Below are 18877 nucleotides of genomic sequence, written 5' to 3'. Positions count from 1 at the left end.
GGCAGCCAGCGCATCTGACTGCCTATTACAAGTCTAGTCGGTCAATCCCAATCCCCTCCTGCGTCTCCTCACCCTCCCCCATCTGTCACTGCAATCAGGCAATCAGCGACCGAAAGCGCGCTGCCAATCCTGATCGAACTTCACCAGCGCCGCATCCACCGCTGGCACGTTCATCAGCTGCTCCGCCACATCGAGCGGCAGAGTGATGGACTGGCAACCCACCAGCAGGCAGTCGAGCGCCTGGCGCGGGGTACGGAACGATGCCGCCAGCACCTTGCTGTTCGGCGCGTGCAGCGCAAGCAGCTGTTGCAGCTCCTGCACGGTGGCGATGCCGTCACCCCCCTGGGCATCCAGCCGGTTGACGTAGGGCGCCACGTACTCTGCCCCCGCCACCGCCGCCAGCCAACCCTGCAGCGGGGTATAGACAGCGGTGCCCAAAGTCGGCACACCGTTGGCGGTCAGGCTCTTGATGGCCGCCAGCCCCTCTGCGCATACCGGGATTTTGATCACCAGATCCGGGTCCAGCTCACGCAGAGCGAACGCCTCGCGCACCATCTCGGTTTCGGTTTTGGCCATCACCTGGGCAAACAGGCGCGCCTTGGGCCCCAGCACATCGCGCAAGGCGGGCAGCAGCTCACAGAGCGGCAATCCCCCGGCGGCGGTAATGGAAGGATTGGTGGTGACACCGGCCAACGGCAGGATCCGTGACCAGCGACGCACTGCCGCCACATCGGCGGTATCGAGATACAGCTCCATCTCTAACTCCTTAACGGGATGTTCAATATGTCGCCATTCTAGCGAGAAAACATCTGCAAACAGCTTGATCGAAATCAAATCAACTTTCGAATGAAAGCAAATAGAATGCAAATACAAAAGGAGGCGGTATGATTTTCGACCTGCAACGATATTCAACTCACGATGGCCCCGGCATTCGCACCCTGGTGTTTCTCAAGGGGTGCTCGCTGGCCTGTCGCTGGTGTCAAAACCCGGAAAGCCGCTCTCCCAAGCCGGACATACTACTCGACCGGCGCCAGTGCATCGAGGGATGCCAGCTCTGCAGCCAGGCTTGTCCGGCAATCTTGCGTGACAGCGAGGGCATCCAGCTCAGCCGTTCTGCCCTCAAGGCCGATGATATGGAACGGCTGCGCGGCCTCTGCCCAAGCGAAGCGCTGCAGGTGTGCGGCCGCGATGAAACCCTGGATACCCTGATGGACACCATCTTGCGGGATCGCCCCTTCTTCGAGCGCAGCGGCGGTGGCGTCACCCTCTCAGGTGGCGAACCGTTTATGCAGCCCGAATTTGCTGCCAACCTGCTGGCCCGCTGCAAGGCCGAAGGGCTGCACACCGCGGTCGAGAGCTGCCTGCATGTGCCCTGGCACCAGATTGAGCAAAGCCTTCCCTCACTGGATCTGCTGCTGGCGGACCTCAAACACGTGGATAAAGAACGTTTCTTCCACTGGACCCGCGGCAAGGTGGAGTTGCCCATCGCGAACCTCAAGCGCCTCGCCGAGCGCGGCGTGCCGATGCAGATCCGGGTGCCACTCATTCCCGGCTTCAATGCCGACCACGCATCGATCGAAGCCATCACCGACACCGCTGCCAGCCTCGGCACGGTGCAGGAGATCCACTTCCTCCCCTACCACACGCTGGGGATGGGCAAATATGCCCTGCTGGATCTGCCCTATCAGGCGCCTGAGACACCGTTTGACGACCCCGATTTACTCCACTTTGCCCACGCATACGCCCAACGTCAGGGGCTGACCCCTGTGACCAGAGGATAAGATCATGACCCAGCTCGACCTCAATACCCTGAGCCCGCGGATCCGCGCCCACAAAGAGAGCCTGATCCACATCGTTCAGCCGCCGGTCTGTACCGAGCGGGCCCGCCACTATACCGAGGCCTATCAGACTCATCTCGCCCGGCCGCTGCCGGTGCGCCGCGCCCTGGCTCTGGCCCATCACCTCAAGGAACGCACCATCTGGATCAAGCACGACGAGCTGATCGTCGGCAATCAGGCCAGTCAGGTACGGGCGGCGCCGCTCTTTCCCGAATACACGGTGAGCTGGATTGAGAAGGAGGTCGACGAGCTGGCAGATCGCCCCGGCGCCGGTTTTGCAGTCAGCGAAACCGACAAGGCGATCATCCACGCCCTCACCCCCTTCTGGCGCGGCCAGACGGTGCAGGATCGCTGCTTCGGCCTCTTTACCGACGAGCAGAAAGCGCTGCTGGAGAGCGGCATCATCAAGGCCGAGGGCAACATGACCTCGGGGGATGCCCACCTCGCGGTCAACTATGAGGAGCTGCTCACGCTGGGGCTCGATGGCTTCAAGGCCAAGGTGGCCGAGCGCCGCAGTCGGCTGGATTTGGCGGATTGGGCCGATCTGCAGCGCGAGCAGTTCCTGCACGCCGTCGCCATCACTCTGGATGCGGTCAGCGCTCACATCTCGCGCTACGCCGCACTTGCCCATGATATGGCAGCACAAGAATCTCGCCCCGAGCGCCGAAACGAGCTTGAGACCATCGCGCTCAACTGCGCCCACATCGCCCACCAGCCCCCCGAGACCTTCTGGCAGGCGCTGCAGCTCTGCTACTTTATCCAGCTCATCCTGCAGATCGAATCCAACGGTCACTCGGTGTCGTTTGGCCGGATGGATCAGTACCTCTACCCCTGGTATCGCCGCGAGGTGGAATTGTCGGAATCCCTGCCTCGGACGCGCGCCATCGAGCTGCTGCAAGGGTGCTGGCTCAAGTTGCTGGAGGTGAACAAGATCCGCTCCGGCACCCACTCCAAGGCATCCGCCGGCAGCCCGCTCTATCAGAACGTCACCATCGGCGGCCAGAACTGGCGGGATGGTGCAGCCCATGACGCGGTCAATGGCCTCTCCTACGCGATTCTGGAGTCCTGTGGCCAGCTGCGCTCCACCCAGCCCAACCTCTCGGTGCGCTACCACGCCGGGATGAGCGAGGATTTCCTCGACGCCTGCATTCAAGTGATCCGCTGCGGCTTTGGCATGCCCGCCTTCAACAACGACGAGGTGGTGATCCCCGAGTTCATCAAGCTCGGGGTGAGCGTGGAGGATGCCCACCACTACGCCGCCATCGGCTGCATCGAGACCGCCGTGCCCGGCAAGTGGGGCTACCGCTGCACCGGCATGAGCTTTATCAACTTCGCCCGCATCCTGCTGGCCTCCCTTGATGGTGGCCGCGATGCCACCACCGGCAAGGTCTTCCTGCCCCAATCCCAGTCGCTGCGGGAAGGGACCTTTGGCAACTTTGACGAGGTGATGGCCCGTTGGGATGAGCAGGTGCGCTACTTCACCCGCAAATCCATCGAGATCGACTGCGTGGTCGACAGCGTGCTGGAGGCTCAAGCCCATGACATCCTCTGCAGCACGTTGGTGGATGACTGCATCGAACGCGGCAAGACCATCAAGGAGGGGGGCGCCGTCTATGACTGGGTCTCAGGTCTGCAGGTGGGGATCGCCAACCTTGGTAACAGCCTGGCTGCCCTAAAGAAACTGGTGTTCGAACAGGGGATAGTGGATCAGCAAGAGCTGGCCGAAGCACTCGAGCAAGATTTTTCAGGACTGGCGGGGGAGCAGCTGCGCCAGCGCCTCACCAATGCCGCCCCCAAATATGGCAACGATCTGGATGAGGTAGACATGCTGCTGGTAAAGGCTTACCAGAGCTACATCGACGAGCTCAAGGGGCTGCACAACACCCGCTTCGGCCGCGGCCCCATCGGCGGTACCTACTATGCGGGCACCTCCTCCATCTCCGCCAACGTGCCGTTCGGTGCCGCCACCATGGCCACCCCGGATGGCCGCCACGCCCGCACGCCGCTGGCGGAAGGGGCCAGCCCCTCGTCGGGTTCGGATCGTCTCGGCCCGACGGCGGTGTTCAACTCCATCGGCAAGCTGCCCACGGCGGCCATCCTCGGCGGGGTGCTGCTCAACCAGAAGCTGAGTCCGGCGAGCCTTGAGAACGAGCGGGACAAGGCCAAGCTGATGAGCCTGCTGCGCACCTTCTTCGAGGTGCACAAGGGGTGGCACGTGCAGTACAACATCGTCTCGCGGGAAACCCTGCTGGCAGCCAAGGCCAATCCGGATCAATACCGGGATCTGGTGGTACGGGTGGCGGGCTATTCAGCCTTCTTCACCGCCTTATCCCCGGATGCGCAAGATGATATCATCGCCCGCACCGAGCACAGTCTCTGACGGGGCGCTCCCCATGGCGCCTGTGACGTCATATGATTGGCAAGCCACCCTCGGGTGGCTTGCCGCTATCCACCACCTTGCATGCGAGCGCACCATGAATCCACGCCACCAACTGATCCTCACTCTGGTCCATCAGGCTCGCAAGATGAGCGTGAGTGAACTCTCCCGACACACAGGTGTGTCTGAGGTGACGGTGCGCAACGACCTCACCGCGCTGGAGAAACAGGGACTGCTCAGACGGGTACACGGCTCGGCCATGGCGCTGGAGACCGATGACCCCGATGCCCGGATGAACATCAACTACCTGCTCAAGGAGCGCCTCGCCGAGCGGGCCGCCCAGCTGGTGGAAGATGGCGAAACGGTCTTTATCGAAGGGGGCAGTGCCAACGCCATGCTGGCGCGCCATCTGGCCCTGCACAAACGGGTCACCATCATCACCATCAGCAGCTATATCGCCCATCTGCTCAAAGATACCCCGGCTCAGGTGGTGCTGCTCGGCGGGCTGTTCCAGCATCAGAGCGAGAGCGTGGTGGGGCCGCTCACGCGCCTCTGCATCGAGCAGGTGCACTTCTCCAAGGCCTTTATCGGGGTCGACGGTTTTCATCCCGAGATGGGCTTTACCGGCCGCGACATGATGCGGGCCGACGTGGTCAACAGCGTGCTGGCCAAGGGGATGACCAATGTGGTGATCACCGACAGCAGCAAATTTGGCGCCATCCACCCGAGCCAGCTTGGCGCGCCGGGCCAGATCAAGGTGCTGGTTACCGACGATGCCCTGCCCGCCCCCATGCGGGCCACCCTGGCCGCACGCGGCATCACAGTGCACTGCGTCTCTGCCTGAATCGCACCTGGCCCCCGTTGCCGGGTTGCTCCCCCGCCGGTCGGCTTGACGGCGCCCACCCTGGCGGGGGTATGCTCGTCCTCTTTTGGCCTCTCATGGCAGAGGCCACAGACCGAAGGACACCGCATGCACACCAAAGACAAGTTTCTGGCCGCTCTGGTCATCCTCTGCTGGGGGCTTAACTTCGTGGCCATCAAGTGGGGGCTGGAGGGGATCCCCCCACTGCTGCTGGGTGCGCTGCGCTTTATCGGCGTGGTCTTCCCCGCCATCTTGCTGGTACCCAAACCCGCCATGCCCTGGCGCTGGCTGCTGGCCTATGGCGGCGCCATCAGCCTCGGTCAATTCGCATTTTTGTTCAGTGCCATGAAATTCGGCATGCCCGCAGGTATGGCCTCGCTGGTGCTGCAATCCCAGGTGGTGTTCACCCTGCTTTTTGCAATGATCTGGCTGGGGGAGCGCTGGCAATCCCACCACTGGGTGGCGCTGCCCTTGGCGGGATTCGGCCTCTATCTCATCGCCACTCACGGTGAAGGCAACCTGACCTTGCTCGGGTTTATCCTGACGCTGTGTGCCGCCGCCTGTTGGGGCCTTGGCAACGTCATCAATCGCCAGATTGGTCTGCGCTACCAGACCACGCTGCCGAGCCTGATCGCCTGGGGCGGTCTGGTGCCCATCCTGCCATTTTTCGCCCTCTCCTGGCTGTTCGAAGGGCCGGAGCTGATGGCCAGCAGCCTGCGCGACTTCAGCTGGCAGGGATTGCTGTGCGTGCTCTATCTCTCGTATGTCGCGACCTGGCTGGGTTACGGCCTGTGGGGACGACTGCTGATGCGCTATCCGGTGGCGCAGGTGGCACCGCTCTCCCTGCTGATCCCCTGTGTCGGCATGGTCACGGCAGCGCTGCTGCTCGATGAACATCCAACACCCTTGCAGTGGCTGGGCTCAGCTCTGGTGCTGCTCGGCTTTGTGGTCCATCTGCTGGGTAGCCGACTGCGCTGGTTCAAACCACAGAGAGCGACATGATGAGCGCCTGCCCATTTACGCTATTTCATTGACCTGACAGGATAAAATTTTCATGATGAGCCAGTCCCCATCGGGACTGACATCACCAGTGTGTGATCTGCAGGAAGCAGACTTCAGGAGAGCAAGGACATGCCATCGACCATCACCGCCGGGGGGCGCCGCCTCCCCCCTATCATTCGCGCCACCGCCATCACCCTGACCCTGTGCTGGAGCCCGTTTGGCTGGAGTGCCACACTGCCCGCTGACTTGAAGTGGGAGAGCAACAACCAGGACCCTCTCTATGCCGATCCGGCCGCCAAACGCGGCGGCACCTTTCGCACCTTTATGACCAGCTTCCCCCTGACCCTGCGCAAATATGGCCCCGACTCCAACGGCGGCTTTGCCGGTTACGTGCGGGAAACCAACCTGCCACTGCTGAGCACTCATCCCGTCACCGGCAACCCCATGCCGATGCTGGCAAACGAGTGGGCCTTCGGCGCCGACAACAAGACCCTCTATTTTCGCATCAATCCCAAGGCACGCTGGTCAGATGGCCAACCGGTCACCGCCGATGACTGGCTCTTTACCCTCAAGATGATGCGCAGCAAGGAGATCAACGACCCCTGGTACAACAACTACTACAGCACCCAGATAGCAGACATAACCAAGTTTGATGATCACACCCTGGCCATCACCAGCGGCACCGAAAAGAGCCGCCAGGATCTGCTCGAATCGCTGCCCATCAGCCCGGAGCCGAGCCACGCCATCAAGCTCACCGCCAACTGGGTCAAGGAGTACAACTGGAAGGTGTTGCCGGTCACCGGTCCCTATCAGATCGATCAGGTGAAAAAGGGCAAATCGGTCACCTTCAAGCGGATTGAAAACTGGTGGGGGGATGACGAGCGCTACTTCCAGCATCGCTTCAATCCTGCGCGGATCGAGATCAAGGTGCTCAGGGATCTGAACATCGCCTGGCAGCACTTCCTGCGCGGCGATCTCGACAGCTTCCCGCTGGTGATCCCCAACTGGTGGCACGACAAGACCAACACCGCCGAGTTCGAGAAGGGGTATATCGAGCGGCGCTGGTTCTACAACCAGACCCCGCAACCGCCGATGGGGCTCTATCTCAACACCGCCGATCCGCTGCTGCGCAATCTCGATGTTCGCCTCGGCATCCAGCATGCCCTCAATTTCGACAGAATGCTCGCTACCCTACTGCGGGGGGATTACCAACGCCTCAACAGCTATGGCTCAGGTCAGGGTGAATTTACCAACAGCGAGATCAAGGCCCGTCCGTTCGATCCCCAACTGGCACGGGAATACTTTGCCAAGGCAGGCTTTAACAAAGTGGGGCCGCAGGGGATTTTGCAAAACGACAAGGGGCAGTCACTGACCCTCGCCATCACCTACACCACCGCAGAGCACGCCCAGCGGCTCACACTGCTGCGGGAAGAGGCCAAAAAGGCGGGGCTTAATCTGGAGCTCAACCTGATGGATGCATCGGCCGGTTTCAAATCGATGCTGGAGAAAAAGCACCAGAGCGCCTTGATGGCCTGGGCGGGTAGCCGCTATCCCGCCTATTGGGAGTTCTTCCACAAGGTCAACGCCAACAAGCCCCAGACCAACAACATCATGAACATCGATGACGACGCCATCACAGCCTTGGTGGAGCAGTATGACAAGGAGTTCGACTTTGCCAAAAAAGCGGCCCTGTCACGGCAGATCCAGCAGCGGCTCTATGAGCTGGCCAGCTTCGTGCCTGCGTATCAGGTGCCCTACACCCGGGAAGGGGCATGGCGCTGGATCAAACTGCCAAAAGTACCAGCAACGCCCAAGAGCGAGCAGCTCTATTGGCCACTCGGTGGCGACAACAGCGGTTACAGCTATGGCGGTCTGCTGTGGATTGATGAAGAGCTAAAATCCGAGACCAGGGCAGCCATCAAGAGTGGCAAGACTTTCCCGGCCGAGCCCATCATCGACACCACCTATCGCCAGCCCTGATAGCCACAACTCGTTTGGCAAACAGACCTAAAACAAAGACCCCGCCAGATAGCGGGGTCTTTGTTGGCAACCGGTGTTGCGAATAGCTCGGTGATCAGCCGCGTTTGGCCTGCTTCTCGGCAATGGCGTCAGCCACGTCAGCCGGCTCCAGTACGATGCCTTCCTGATCCGGGGTCGGGAACACGGCAACACACAGCTCGTCCTGCTCCATGCCGTCAATCCACCGCTCCAGCCACACCTTGAGGGTGATGGACTGTGGTTTGCAATCGGCCCACTCGCCTTCGGCCCACGCCTTGGCGTACTCCGGGTGCGGCCATACCGGGATGCAATCTTCATCATCGGTGGTCAGCATCATGACGCCATGCTCGTCAGTGAGGACGAACAGCTCTTCATGCTCGACCAGCTTGCTGATGAAGTGATCGTAACGGTAGTCAGCGTTCAGTTGCAGCGCGGCATTGCGCTCGGTGTCGCTCAGTTCATAGCTCATTGGCCAAGTCTCTCTCTCGATAAAGGGCGCCATGTTCACATCTTGTGGTCAGCTTGTCCAGCTTGCCGCCTCCTGACTCCCGTCGGGGAAACAGCAACGCTCATAAGGATAGAGCAGGGCGGCGAATAAAACGTCTCACCCACCTTCCAGACCTGATTAAAAGGTCGGGGTGATCAGCTCTACATCAGGTTGCTCGCTCAACTTCTGTCGCAGCCAGTAGGCAGACTCTACTTCGACGAAACAGAGTTGATCCCGACCGTCAGCCGCACTTTTCATCAACTGCTCAAATCGCTGCTGTTGTTGTTGCTCCCAGAGAGCGGCAAGCTTTTCGCCATGGGCCTCATCCACCACTTCGCGACGAAGTTCGAACAAATTATCTGTGATCGGGCTGTTGATCTTGCCCGCGCTATGCCAGTACATCTGCAAGTTGTCCATCATCTCGGTGTCGTAGTTGGCCAGCGCATCCAGCTCCGCAGTCGCCCCTTCCTGACCAGATATAAAATCGCACCAACCGGCATCGAGATTTGCCAGCTCGCGGGCGCGAGCCCCTTTAGCATGTTTGCGAAGATGGGTAATGTCGCCCCCCTTGCGGGCAGGTAGCCACACCTCTCCCTCATGGCCCTCCAACAAGGAGGTCAGCAAGGAGACTGGGTAAACAGGGAAAGTGGCGGTGTGTGAATGCAGCAGGGATACCAGCGTGATCTTGACCATGAGCAATACCTTGGACTGGGCGAACAGCCGCCAATGGACCGTCCGATATAAAGAATTCCCCTATCCTACCACGTTTGGCCCGGCTCGGCCCTTGGCGAAGCTGTCAGCCAACCATCTGATTACGCCGAAAAAAACAGCATTTGAAACGCAGCATCCAGCCAAAGATCAATAATTTGAGCCAGCCCCCACTAAAGTGGATCCGGGGATGCTAGTTTGCATACATCTTTAGCGTAAGGAGTAAATCCATGATTGGGATCGACCAGGTTTCTAACGAATTCGTGAACGATTTGAAAATACTGGCATGCTTTGATCCGGCCAACATGAGCTTGGGGATTAAATTACGCAGCGATATGTCTGAAGAGTTGTGCCAGGCGGCAGCCCGTCTGCATCAACAGGGGCTCATCAGCGCAGAAGATGGCGGCTATCTCACCCCGTTTGGCATGACCATGGTTGAACACCTGCAACATCTACTGGTCGCACTCAAACCACTTTGATCGGCTGTGGTGCCCAAAGTGAAAAGTTGAGTAGCTCCCAGCGCTCCCCTTGGTGAAGATGACAGGCAAACAGCAAAGGACCTTCGGGTCCTTTTACTTTACCATCCACCAGCCACTCCCCCTCCCTTTCAGGGACCAGTCGCGCATTCACCTCATCAGGTTGCTGTGCGGCACCCATCCGGATCTGGACAAATTGCTGGCAGATCACCTGCGCTTCCATCGCGGATTGAACCGGTACCGGCGTATCTGAAGTCGGAGTCAAGGTGGCAGCAAGCAAGAGCGATAGCAGCATGATTCAGCACATGGGAGTCAGTAGCAGAAGCCAGATAAACAAAAAGCCGTGGCACCAGAGGTACCACGGCTTTCTTAAATTCTGTAAGAATTACAGAGCGGTTACGTTCTCAGCCTGCGGGCCTTTCTGACCTTGGGTCACAGAGAACTGTACGCGCTGACCTTCAGCCAGGGTACGGAAACCGTTACCTTGAATGGCGCTGAAGTGAACGAAAACGTCCGGGCCGTTTTCTTGCTGGATGAAGCCAAAACCTTTGGTTTCGTTGAAAAACTTAACGGTACCGGTGATCATGTTAGACATATCTTTTAAACCTGTATTCAAAATAATTACTTATGCTTTTCAGCGGGTAAAGCTCAAAAAACGGGATTAACTTATGAACAACAGGACAAGATGTGAAACATCGTATTCATTGACATAACTATCGCCCTTTCAAGCTGGTTTGGATTATACGTGGCTTTGTAGATTACGCAAACAAATTTGTGCCCTGCCAACGGCAGGGCACAAACTGTTATAAGGTCGCTGCTTCCAACGCTTCGACCAGCGCTTTGAGAAAACGAGCCGCCTCCCCGCCAGTACAGGCTCTGTGGTCAAATGTCATCGACAGCGGCAATGCTCTGACGGGACGCGCTTCACCATGGATGAACACCACTTTTTCGAACAGTTTGCCTGCCCCTATGATGGCCACCTGCGGCGGCGTCACGATGGGGCTGGCATAGCGGCCTGCGATGGCGCCGAAGTTGGTGAGCGTAATGGTCGCCCCCTGCAACATCTCGCGCGGCACGGCGCGCGCCTTCACATCGGCGATCATCCGATCCAGCCCCTGCCGGATATCCGCCCCCTCCCGCTCGGCCACGTTCTCCATCACCGGCACATAAAGGCCATGCTTTGAATCCACCGCGATGGCCACATTGACCTCTTTGAACAGCCGCCGTGACAGGGTGTCGCCATCAAACCAGGCATTCATCGAGGGCTCGGCGCGGCACGCCACGCCAATGGCCTTGATAAGGCGCACCGTCACATCCTCATCAGGCCGCCAGTGACGCAAATCCACCTCATCGGTGATGCTGACCGGCACCACAGTCTGATGAGAGAGCTCCATCGCCTTGGCCATGGCACGCCGTGACCCTTTGAGGAATTCGTTGCCACTGCTCTGCTGTGACTCGAATGCCTGCTGCACATCCAGCTCGGTCACCATGCCGCCGCTGCCACTTCCCTTGAGCCGGTCGATATCCAGACCCAGTTTTTGTGCCAGCAGTCGCACCGCTGGCATGGCTTGCACCAGCGCTCCCCCCGGGGCAATGGCCCCCACCACGAAGTGATCCTCGATATGCTGCTGATGGGCGCTCACCTTGCCCACCACAGTGCCATCATCTTCGCCCCCCTCGAACTCCACCAGCGGCGCACCGATATGGAGGATATCCCCCTCGGCGCCGCAGAGACGGGCAATCACCCCGGCTACCGGAGAGGGTACATCCACCAGCGCCTTGGCCGTTTCCACCGACAAGAGCACCTGATCGACCGCAACGGTATCACCGGCACTCACCTTCCATTCGACGATCTCGGCTTCGGCCAACCCTTCACCCAGATCCGGTAATTTGAAAAATTTCATAGCCACTGGTTCTCCATCAGCTGGTGAGCCGCATCGGCGATATCCTGCTCGGTGATGAGGTAATACGCTTCGTTGCGATAGTAGGGAACAGCTGCATCCACCCCGGTCAACCGTTTGGGTGGCGCCTTGAGGCTGGGAAGTGTCTGCTCGGTCACCCGCGCCACGATTTCGGCCCCGACCCCGAAGCTGCCGCACGCCTCGTGTACCACCAGTAAACGGCCGGTCTTGCGTACCGAGGTGAGGATGGTCTCCATATCCAGCGGCTTGATGGTGGCCAGATCCAGCACCTCGCACTGGATATCCTGCTCGGCCAGCAGGTTCGCCGCCCGCATCACCTCCTGAATGCAGGCCCCCCAGGCCACTACCGTGATATCCCGGCCCGGGCGCAGGGTGAAACAGACATCCAGCGGCAAGCCGACACCGTCATCCACCACCTCGGATTTCATCGAGCGATAGATGCGGTCAGGTTCAAAAAACATCACGGGATCCGGATCGCGGATGGCGGAGAGCAGCAGGCCATAAGCACGTCTCGGGCTGGAGGGGATCACCACCCGTAGCCCCGGAATATGGGCAAACAGCGCCTCGACACTCTCGCTGTGGTGTTCTGGCGAGTGAATGCCCGCGCCATACGGGGAGCGATAGACAAGGGGACAGGAGAGGCGGCCACGGGTGCGGTTTCGCATCCGCGCCGCCTGACAGATGATCTGCTCCATCCCAGGGAAGATGAAACCCTGAAACTGGAACTCAGCCACCGGCTTGAGCCCCTGGGTCGCCATGCCGACCGCCACCCCGGCGATTAATCCCTCGGCCAGCGGCGTGTCGATCACCCGCTTGAAACCGAACTTGTCGCGCAGGCCCACGGTGGCGCGAAACACCCCGCCGTTGACCCCCACATCCTCGCCGAGCACCACCACATCCGGGTCGTGCTCCATCTCGTAGTGAAGGGCCATGTTGACCGCTTCCAGCAAACTGATCTCACTCATGGCCAACCTCCTGCTTCATCCCCTTGGCAATCACTCGCTCGCGCTGGGGCACGAGTTCGGCGGGCAGGCTGGCGTAGTGATAATCGAGCATCGCCTCAGGCGGCTGGGGCGCCATCGCCTCATAACGGGCGACCGCCTGCTCTACCTCTCGGGTAGCCTCCGCCAGCAGGCTCTGCTCCTGCTCCTCATCCCACCACCCTTTGCTATGCATAAACTGGCGTAGCCGCTTGACCGGCTCTTTCGCCCAGGCGGCCTCGACCTCGGCCCCATCGCGATAACGAGTGGCATCGTCGGCCGTGGTGTGATCGCCGAGGCGATAACTGACCGCTTCTATCAGGGTCGGCCCCTTGCCGCTGCGGGCCCGTTCGACGGCACTGCGGGCGGCATCGTAGACCGCCACCACATCATTGCCATCCACCTGCAGACTGCGCACCCCGGCGCCAATCCCCTTCTGGGCCAGCGTAGGAGCGCTCGATTGCAGTTTGCGTGGCACCGAGATGGCCCACTGGTTGTTGTTGACGATGATGACCATCGGCAGGTGCCAGACACCGGCGCAGTTGAGCCCCTCCAGAAAATCCCCCTTGGAGGTACCGCCATCGCCGATGGTGACTACGGCAACCCGCGGTTGATTACGCAGTTTGAAGGCCGAGGCAATACCGCAGGCGTGGGTGATCTGGGTGGCGATGGGGACGCAGATGGGGAGATCTTCAGAGGGAGTCCCATCGGGTTTGAGAAAATAACTGCCCCGCTCGTCCCCCCCCCAATATTGCAGGTTTTTCTCCATCGGCACGCCCCGCACATAGAGGGTGGGCATGTCTCGATAGTAGGGAACGTAGACATCCTGCGGCTGCATGGCGAGACCAATGCCAATCCCCACGGCTTCTGCGCCGAGATGGGAGGGAAAAGTACCGAGTTTGCCGGTTCGTTGCAGCGCAATCGCTTTTTTGTCATAGCTGCGCACCATCACCATATTGCGGTAGAAGGTGTGCAGTATCGCCTTGTCCAGCCAGGTCGGTAAGGTGGCGACCGGGCACCCTTCCGCATCGAGGTAACGAAGGAAAGGGATGTCGACATGGGTCATAACTGGCTCCTTGCCGTTGTGAGCGTCACCGATGCTGGTGACACCTAGATGTAAATACCTTGTTAAATAAAAAGCAAAGGGATTTACTCAGGTAAGACCAGTAGAAACTTCTTTAAAGTAGCGAAGGAGCTGAATTTTCGGCGATGAGTGGCAAGGTATGCCGTAAATGGTGCAACTTTGCAGCACTGAACGCAGGATGCCAAATGTGAAAAAGGGGAGCCTTGCTCCCCCATTGAGTTACTTCAGTCAGCCGTTACTCCAACCAGCAGTTACGCCAACCACTGTTGCAGTTGGCGGGCCATGCCAACTGGCAGCAAGTGAGCGCGACTCAGCAAGTGGCTGCACCAGGGCTCGGCCAGCAAGGTCGGGCAAATTCGCATCTCCCGTCCCCGGTCAGCCACGCGCACCAACCTGTCGATAAGAGTCTCCAGCGGCGGATGCGTCGGCCAGTGGGGATAGAGGTCGGCAGTCGCGATCCCGGCCAGCTCGCACACTCGCTCCTCTTTCTCATCTCCCTTTCCATCAGCCATTGGCCAGGGGTGAAGCACCTGCAGCCAACCCGGCCGAGCGGCCTCCAGCAACTGGCCCAGCGTCGGCTGCGCAAAGTGGGGATCCCCTGCGACTTTGAGCAGATGGCGCGCCCCCGCCAGCACCACCACGCCGCGGGCGGGAAGTGCAAGAAGATCGTCGGCCAGCGCCTGATCCCGCCCACTGTTGTGTTGCTGCCATCGCTCCGGACTCATCTCCTGCCACTCGAATGAAGGCTCGCAGAGATGCACCCGCAGCCGCACATGTTCGGGGCGCGCCAGATTGCTCTGGCGCAGAGCGGAAAAGAGAGCCGGAAACTCGGGGGCCATCCAGGCGGGAAAGGCGCAGGAGTCAAGCCAGACCGGATAGAGCCGTGCCAGCGTCAGCGGCTCACCCTGCCAGCTCTCCTGCCCCGTCAGCCAGGCATCGAGCAAGCCCTGATGGCGGCGGTTGCCGCACTCCAGCACCAGATCGGTCATGACTCCCCAGAGCGCCGGATCGCAGAGCCAGGCGTGCTGGCGCCGGATAAAATCTGGGTGCCAATGCGGTTCCCCCAGCCCCACCAGTTTGCCCGCCAACAAAGCTTCCCGGATGGCGGCAACCGGGGTCATTCGTCCCCCTCCTGCCGGATGTGCGGTTGTTGCCCGACCCCATCGACCCGCTCACAAATAAGGGCGCCGATCTTCGCCAGCCAGTCGGGATGCACCATCTCCTGATGCAGACAGGGGAAGCGCTCATAGCGGATCTCCCCTTTTGTCAGCGACTCCCAACCGCGTCCATCCAGCCAGGGCTGGCGGGAGGCTGACGCCTCGATAAAGATCACCTCCCCGTGGTAGCAGTAGTCGACCGGCTGACGGATTAGCCGGTTGTTGTGGCCCACCAGCTCAATCATGGCGCTCACCACCTGCTCGTCGAGCATGGCCAACGCACTCCCCTCTGCCCCCAGCCGGGCCACCACCTCGTCACGAGTAAGGGAATCGAGCGCATCGTCCGCAACCGCAATGCCTCCCATCCGCAGCAGCGCATCGAGCATCCGCTGCTCGTCGGGCAACGGCTGGGTTTGCCACTGCTGACAGGGGTAGGCATCGAGCAGCAGCACCATGGCCACCTCTTGTCCCTGCTCTTGCAGCATGGCGGCCATCCGGTGCACCAGCATGCCCCCGAGGGACCAGCCGAGCAGCCAGTAGGGTCCCTCGCTCTGTTGACGACGCAGCTCGGTCACATAATCGAGCGCCAGCTCGTCGAAACTGGCGGGCAGCGGCGCATCCGGTTGGCAGAGCGCCCGCGCCTGCAGGGTATAGACCGCCATGTCGGTCGGCAGATGGGGCACCAGTGGCGCATAACACCAGCCGAGCCCCCCTGCGGGGTGGACGCAAAAGAGGGTGGGGCACGATGTGCCAGACTGCGTACCATGCGCCCGCAGGGGCAACAGCATGGGCATGGCCTCCCGCTCACCGCCAAGACGGCGCGCCAGCTGGGCGGGGCTAGGTGCTTCGAACAGGCTGGCCAGAGTGAGAGTCTGTCCGGTCGACTCTTCAATGCGCACCACCAGCTGTGCCGCCAGCAGGGAGTGGCCGCCGAGGGCAAAGAAGTTATCGTCGGCGCCGACCCGCGCCAGCCCCAGTACCTCGGCGAAGAGGCGACAGAGACGCTCCTCCAGCAGGGTTTTCGGCAGCGACTGACCGACCGCCGACGCCATATCGGGCAGCGGCAGCCCCTTGCGATCCAGCTTGCCATTGGGGGTAAGCGGCAGCTTGGCCAGGTTTACCAGGAGCCCCGGTACCATGTAGTCGGGCAACGCCGCGCCAAGGGCGGGTGCCAGCTCGGCCAGCGTCAGCTCTCTGCTATCTGCGGTCACCACATAGGCCACCAGACGGCGATCGCCGGGGGCAAATTCAGGGGCCAGCACCACCGCCTGCGCCACCCGGGGATGGCGCAGCAGCACCTGCTCGATCTCCTCCAGTTCGATGCGCTGGCCACGGATCTTCACCTGAAAATCGAGGCGCCCCAGATACTCGATGGCGCCATCCTCGCGCCAGGCGGCCAGATCGCCGCTGCGATAGAGCCGTCCCGCTCCGAAGGGGTTGGCAATAAAGCGCTCGGCGGTGAGCTCGGGCTGGCCAAAGTAGCCCTCTGCCACCTGCACGCCGCCGATCCAGAGCTCGCCTGCCACCCCGGGGGGCACCGGCTGCAACCAGGGGTCGAGAATGTGGATGCTGGTATTCCAGACCGGATAGCCGATGGGCACGCTGGTCACCGCCTCGTCTGCCCGGCAGGGATACCAGGTGACATCCACCGCCGCCTCGGTCGGGCCATAGAGGTTGTGCAGGGGGGCTGAGAATATCCCATACCAGCGCTGCACCAGATCCGCGGGCAGCGCCTCGCCGGAGCAAAATACCTGCCGCAGGGCGCGGCAACGAGCAGGCTCGGCCTGAGTGACAAAAATCTGCAGCATGGAGGGGACAAAGTGCAAGGTGGTGATCCCGGCCTGCTCAATCAGCTCGGCAAGGTAGGCGGGATCCTTGTGGCCGCCCGGTTTGGCGAGCACCAGCCGCGCCCCGGTCATAAAGGGCCAGAAAAACTCCCAGATGGAGACATCGAAACCGGCCGGGGTCTTTTGCAGCACCCGATCCGCCGGGCCGATGGGATACATGTGCTGCATCCAGAGCAGTCGGTTGACGATCGCGCCATGGCTCACCACCACCCCTTTGGGCCGACCGGTCGAGCCGGAGGTGAAGATGATGTAGGCCGCATCTTCCGGCTTGGGGGCTGGCAGCTCACAAGGTGCTATCGCCGCCACGTCTAGCGTCGCCAGCTGCTCTGCCACACCGGGGGCATCGAGGCAGACAAGTGGCGCGACCACATCGAGCGGCATCCGCAAGGTGCGACTGGTCAGCACCAGCGCAGGATCGCTGCTGGCGAGAATGTAGCCAATCCGCTCCGCCGGATAGTCCGGATCAACGGGTACATAGACGGCCCCCGCCGCCATGATAGCCTGCTGGGCGAGAATAAGCTCGGGAGAGCGCGGGATCACCACCGCCACCCGGCAACCGGGGCCCACGCCCCTCCCCGCCAGATAGCTGACCAGCTGGCGGGTACGCTGGCGCAGCTCGGCCACACTCCAGCGCTCGGCGCCACACTCCAGCGCGATGACGCTCTGATCTGCCGCCGCCAGCCCCTCGGCCAGTAGTGCGCTCAGGGTGGTGGTCGGCAACGGATGGTCGGTTTGGTTCCAGCGCGCCAGCTCAACCTGCTCACAGGGCAGCAACAGCGGCAAGCGCACCGCCAGGGCCTCATCATCCGCCTCACTCCAGGCCGCCAGATAGGCTACTAGCCGGGCCAGATGACGTTCGCTCTCCTGTTGGCTGAAGCGCCCCTGATGTGCTTCTAGGGTCAGGGTCATCGCGCCTGCCTCCTCGGCAAAATAGAAGGCGCACTCCTCCACCGGCCCCGCCGCCAGCACCTGCACCTCGCCACGAACCTGGTTGTGTCCTTCACCAACGCTGAGGGTACGGGCAAAGGGCATCAGATTGACCTGAGGGCCAAACAGCGGCTGGCCCGGCTGACGCTGTTGCAACCACTCCTGACGGCAGCCCTGATGACGACGCAGGGCGGCAAATTGCCGCTCGACCTGTGCCTGCAACTCCCCTACCCGGCTGGTGCCGCTCAGCTCGATGCGCAGGGGCACCACATTGACCTTCATGCAAGGGGTATCGGCCGCCGCTGAGCCCAGCCGCCCCATCAGCGGAATACCCAGCACCACCTCGCCAGCGCCGCTCATTCGCTGCACATAGCTGGCCACTGCCGCCAGCAGCAAGCTGTAGGGGTGACAGGCCGAGCGACTCGCCCGCTCTACCAGTGCCTGCCACTGGCGGCCAGCCAGCCGCTGCTCAAGACGATATGTGGGGCCCGGCCCTTGCGCCGAGCGGCGGGAGAGCGACGCAGGATTCTCCACCCCAGCTAGCTGTTGGGTGAAGAAATCGCGATCCCGCGCGGCGCGCGGCGAATCCTGATAGGCCACCTCCTCGGCCAGCAGCTGCTGCTGGGTCGCATAACGGCAGGGGGCTGGCTGCTCGCCGGCACAGAGCGCCTCATACCAATTTGCCACCCGCTGGCAGAGCAGGCTCAGGCCAAAGCCGTCGATGGCGATATGGTGCACGGCGATAAACCAGGCCCACCGCCCCTCGCCAAGGCGATAGAGGGTGGTGGCAAACAGCGGCCCCTCGGCCAGATTGAAGGGGGCGGCCAACTGCGCACGCATCTCGGCCTGCGCGGCCGCAAGCGGGTCGGCTTCGCTACGCAGATCCCGCTCTGCCAGCTGCCAGCAAGCGGGGTTGGCCACCATCTGCGGGCCATCGGCAGTAGCCACAAATGCGCAGTGCAGACCGGGGATCTCGTCGATAGTCTGGCGCACCGCGCGGGTGAAGTGATGGGGAGCCAGCGCCCCCTCCAGCAGCCAGTACTCGCCGGTATTGCAGGCGGGGCTCTGCGGATATTTTTGCTGGGCAAACCATATGCCCGCCTGAGCGGTGGTAAGCGACCAGCGCGGCGGCTCCCCACGCTGATGGGTGGCGCGCATCGCCATTGTCTGTTCCATGGAAATGTCCTTGCGCAAACATCGAGCGGGCAGTGA

17 protein-coding genes are annotated in these 18877 nt (G+C 61.4%); 7 read left to right on the top strand and 10 right to left on the bottom strand.

The window, feature by feature from the left end; genetic code table 11:
- Window positions 1-102: 102 nt before the first annotated feature.
- Complete coding sequence (gene fsa / locus G5287_RS16170; protein WP_421173088.1) at window positions 103-756, bottom strand: fructose-6-phosphate aldolase; 654 nt, start codon at window positions 754-756, stop codon at window positions 103-105.
- Between the two features lie 128 nt (window positions 757-884).
- On the opposite strand from fsa, the gene G5287_RS16165 reads away from it, so the two are divergent.
- From G5287_RS16165 to G5287_RS16145, 5 genes are all read left to right on the top strand, one after another.
- Entirely contained in the window at window positions 885-1781 is an 897-nt protein-coding gene (locus G5287_RS16165) for a glycyl-radical enzyme activating protein (protein WP_216954122.1), read from the top strand.
- A gap of 4 nt (window positions 1782-1785) precedes the next feature.
- Entirely contained in the window at window positions 1786-4218 is a 2433-nt protein-coding gene (locus G5287_RS16160; RefSeq protein WP_227340847.1) for a formate C-acetyltransferase/glycerol dehydratase family glycyl radical enzyme, read from the top strand.
- Window positions 4219-4312: 94 nt separating this feature from the next.
- Entirely contained in the window at window positions 4313-5059 is a 747-nt protein-coding gene (locus G5287_RS16155) for a DNA-binding transcriptional regulator YciT (RefSeq protein WP_005344496.1), read from the top strand.
- 126 nt (window positions 5060-5185) lie between these two features.
- Complete coding sequence (locus G5287_RS16150) at window positions 5186-6079, top strand: EamA family transporter (protein ID WP_216954125.1); 894 nt, start codon at window positions 5186-5188, stop codon at window positions 6077-6079.
- Window positions 6080-6208: 129 nt separating this feature from the next.
- A complete protein-coding gene (locus G5287_RS16145) occupies window positions 6209-8059 on the top strand; it encodes an extracellular solute-binding protein (RefSeq protein ID WP_227340848.1) in 1851 nt (616 codons plus the stop codon).
- Window positions 8060-8153: 94 nt separating this feature from the next.
- Here G5287_RS16145 and G5287_RS16140 read toward each other — a convergent pair whose 3' ends face one another.
- Window positions 8154-8546: a DUF2750 domain-containing protein gene (locus tag G5287_RS16140; protein ID WP_227340849.1), complete on the bottom strand. Its 393-nt coding sequence runs from the start codon at window positions 8544-8546 to the stop codon at window positions 8154-8156.
- Between the two features lie 156 nt (window positions 8547-8702).
- A complete protein-coding gene (locus G5287_RS16135) occupies window positions 8703-9257 on the bottom strand; it encodes a hypothetical protein (protein WP_227340850.1) in 555 nt (184 codons plus the stop codon).
- Between G5287_RS16135 and G5287_RS16130 the strand changes: the two genes are divergently transcribed.
- Together G5287_RS16130 and G5287_RS16125 are read left to right on the top strand one after the other, a co-directional pair.
- Entirely contained in the window at window positions 9256-9429 is a 174-nt protein-coding gene (locus G5287_RS16130) for a hypothetical protein (protein WP_227340851.1), read from the top strand. The genes G5287_RS16135 and G5287_RS16130 overlap by 2 nt on opposite strands.
- A gap of 73 nt (window positions 9430-9502) precedes the next feature.
- Window positions 9503-9751, top strand: a complete 249-nt coding sequence (locus G5287_RS16125; RefSeq protein WP_005334209.1) for a TIGR02647 family protein — start codon at window positions 9503-9505, stop codon at window positions 9749-9751.
- Here the strand turns inward: G5287_RS16125 and G5287_RS16120 are convergent.
- The 7 genes from G5287_RS16120 to G5287_RS16090 form a co-directional block, all read right to left on the bottom strand.
- Window positions 9738-10043, bottom strand: coding sequence for a hypothetical protein (locus G5287_RS16120; protein WP_227340852.1), 306 nt, complete (start codon window positions 10041-10043; stop codon window positions 9738-9740). The two genes, G5287_RS16125 and G5287_RS16120, sit on opposite strands and share 14 nt — an antisense overlap.
- Before the next feature lie 90 nt (window positions 10044-10133).
- Window positions 10134-10343, bottom strand: coding sequence for a cold-shock protein (locus tag G5287_RS16115; RefSeq protein ID WP_005302803.1), 210 nt, complete (start codon window positions 10341-10343; stop codon window positions 10134-10136).
- 208 nt (window positions 10344-10551) lie between these two features.
- Window positions 10552-11652: a dihydrolipoamide acetyltransferase family protein gene (locus G5287_RS16110; protein WP_227340853.1), complete on the bottom strand. Its 1101-nt coding sequence runs from the start codon at window positions 11650-11652 to the stop codon at window positions 10552-10554.
- The gene (locus tag G5287_RS16105; protein ID WP_227340854.1) at window positions 11649-12635 is read right to left on the bottom strand and encodes an alpha-ketoacid dehydrogenase subunit beta; all 987 of its coding nucleotides are present in this window, start codon (window positions 12633-12635) and stop codon (window positions 11649-11651) included. The genes G5287_RS16110 and G5287_RS16105 overlap by 4 nt, the downstream gene beginning before the upstream one ends.
- A complete protein-coding gene (pdhA, locus tag G5287_RS16100; RefSeq protein ID WP_041209832.1) occupies window positions 12628-13716 on the bottom strand; it encodes a pyruvate dehydrogenase (acetyl-transferring) E1 component subunit alpha in 1089 nt (362 codons plus the stop codon). The genes G5287_RS16105 and pdhA overlap by 8 nt, the downstream gene beginning before the upstream one ends.
- 269 nt (window positions 13717-13985) lie before the next feature.
- Entirely contained in the window at window positions 13986-14855 is an 870-nt protein-coding gene (locus G5287_RS16095) for a hypothetical protein (RefSeq protein WP_227340855.1), read from the bottom strand.
- Complete coding sequence (locus G5287_RS16090) at window positions 14852-18841, bottom strand: amino acid adenylation domain-containing protein (protein WP_421231557.1); 3990 nt, start codon at window positions 18839-18841, stop codon at window positions 14852-14854. Before G5287_RS16090 ends, G5287_RS16095 begins: the two co-directional genes overlap by 4 nt.
- Window positions 18842-18877 lie beyond the last annotated feature (36 nt).

It is taken from the genome of Aeromonas sp. 603079, assembly GCF_049172135.1.
In the GTDB taxonomy this organism is placed as follows: domain Bacteria; phylum Pseudomonadota; class Gammaproteobacteria; order Enterobacterales; family Aeromonadaceae; genus Aeromonas; species Aeromonas veronii.
This window is presented reverse-complemented; position numbering and strand designations above follow the sequence as displayed.

What these genes read in the sequence shown, in the direction of transcription:
- fsa (WP_421173088.1), bottom strand. Translation starts at nt 756, where the DNA reads ATGGAGCTGTATCTCGATACCGCCGATGTGGCGGCAGTGCGTCGCTGG.
- G5287_RS16165 (WP_216954122.1), top strand. Translation starts at nt 885, where the DNA reads ATGATTTTCGACCTGCAACGATATTCAACTCACGATGGCCCCGGCATT.
- G5287_RS16160 (WP_227340847.1), top strand. Translation starts at nt 1,786, where the DNA reads ATGACCCAGCTCGACCTCAATACCCTGAGCCCGCGGATCCGCGCCCAC.
- G5287_RS16155 (WP_005344496.1), top strand. Translation starts at nt 4,313, where the DNA reads ATGAATCCACGCCACCAACTGATCCTCACTCTGGTCCATCAGGCTCGC.
- G5287_RS16150 (WP_216954125.1), top strand. Translation starts at nt 5,186, where the DNA reads ATGCACACCAAAGACAAGTTTCTGGCCGCTCTGGTCATCCTCTGCTGG.
- G5287_RS16145 (WP_227340848.1), top strand. Translation starts at nt 6,209, where the DNA reads ATGCCATCGACCATCACCGCCGGGGGGCGCCGCCTCCCCCCTATCATT.
- G5287_RS16140 (WP_227340849.1), bottom strand. Translation starts at nt 8,546, where the DNA reads ATGAGCTATGAACTGAGCGACACCGAGCGCAATGCCGCGCTGCAACTG.
- G5287_RS16130 (WP_227340851.1), top strand. Translation starts at nt 9,256, where the DNA reads ATGAGCAATACCTTGGACTGGGCGAACAGCCGCCAATGGACCGTCCGA.
- G5287_RS16135 (WP_227340850.1), bottom strand. Translation starts at nt 9,257, where the DNA reads ATGGTCAAGATCACGCTGGTATCCCTGCTGCATTCACACACCGCCACT.
- G5287_RS16125 (WP_005334209.1), top strand. Translation starts at nt 9,503, where the DNA reads ATGATTGGGATCGACCAGGTTTCTAACGAATTCGTGAACGATTTGAAA.
- G5287_RS16120 (WP_227340852.1), bottom strand. Translation starts at nt 10,043, where the DNA reads ATGCTGCTATCGCTCTTGCTTGCTGCCACCTTGACTCCGACTTCAGAT.
- G5287_RS16115 (WP_005302803.1), bottom strand. Translation starts at nt 10,343, where the DNA reads ATGTCTAACATGATCACCGGTACCGTTAAGTTTTTCAACGAAACCAAA.
- G5287_RS16110 (WP_227340853.1), bottom strand. Translation starts at nt 11,652, where the DNA reads ATGAAATTTTTCAAATTACCGGATCTGGGTGAAGGGTTGGCCGAAGCC.
- G5287_RS16105 (WP_227340854.1), bottom strand. Translation starts at nt 12,635, where the DNA reads ATGAGTGAGATCAGTTTGCTGGAAGCGGTCAACATGGCCCTTCACTAC.
- pdhA (WP_041209832.1), bottom strand. Translation starts at nt 13,716, where the DNA reads ATGACCCATGTCGACATCCCTTTCCTTCGTTACCTCGATGCGGAAGGG.
- G5287_RS16095 (WP_227340855.1), bottom strand. Translation starts at nt 14,855, where the DNA reads ATGACCCCGGTTGCCGCCATCCGGGAAGCTTTGTTGGCGGGCAAACTG.
- G5287_RS16090 (WP_421231557.1), bottom strand. Translation starts at nt 18,841, where the DNA reads ATGGAACAGACAATGGCGATGCGCGCCACCCATCAGCGTGGGGAGCCG.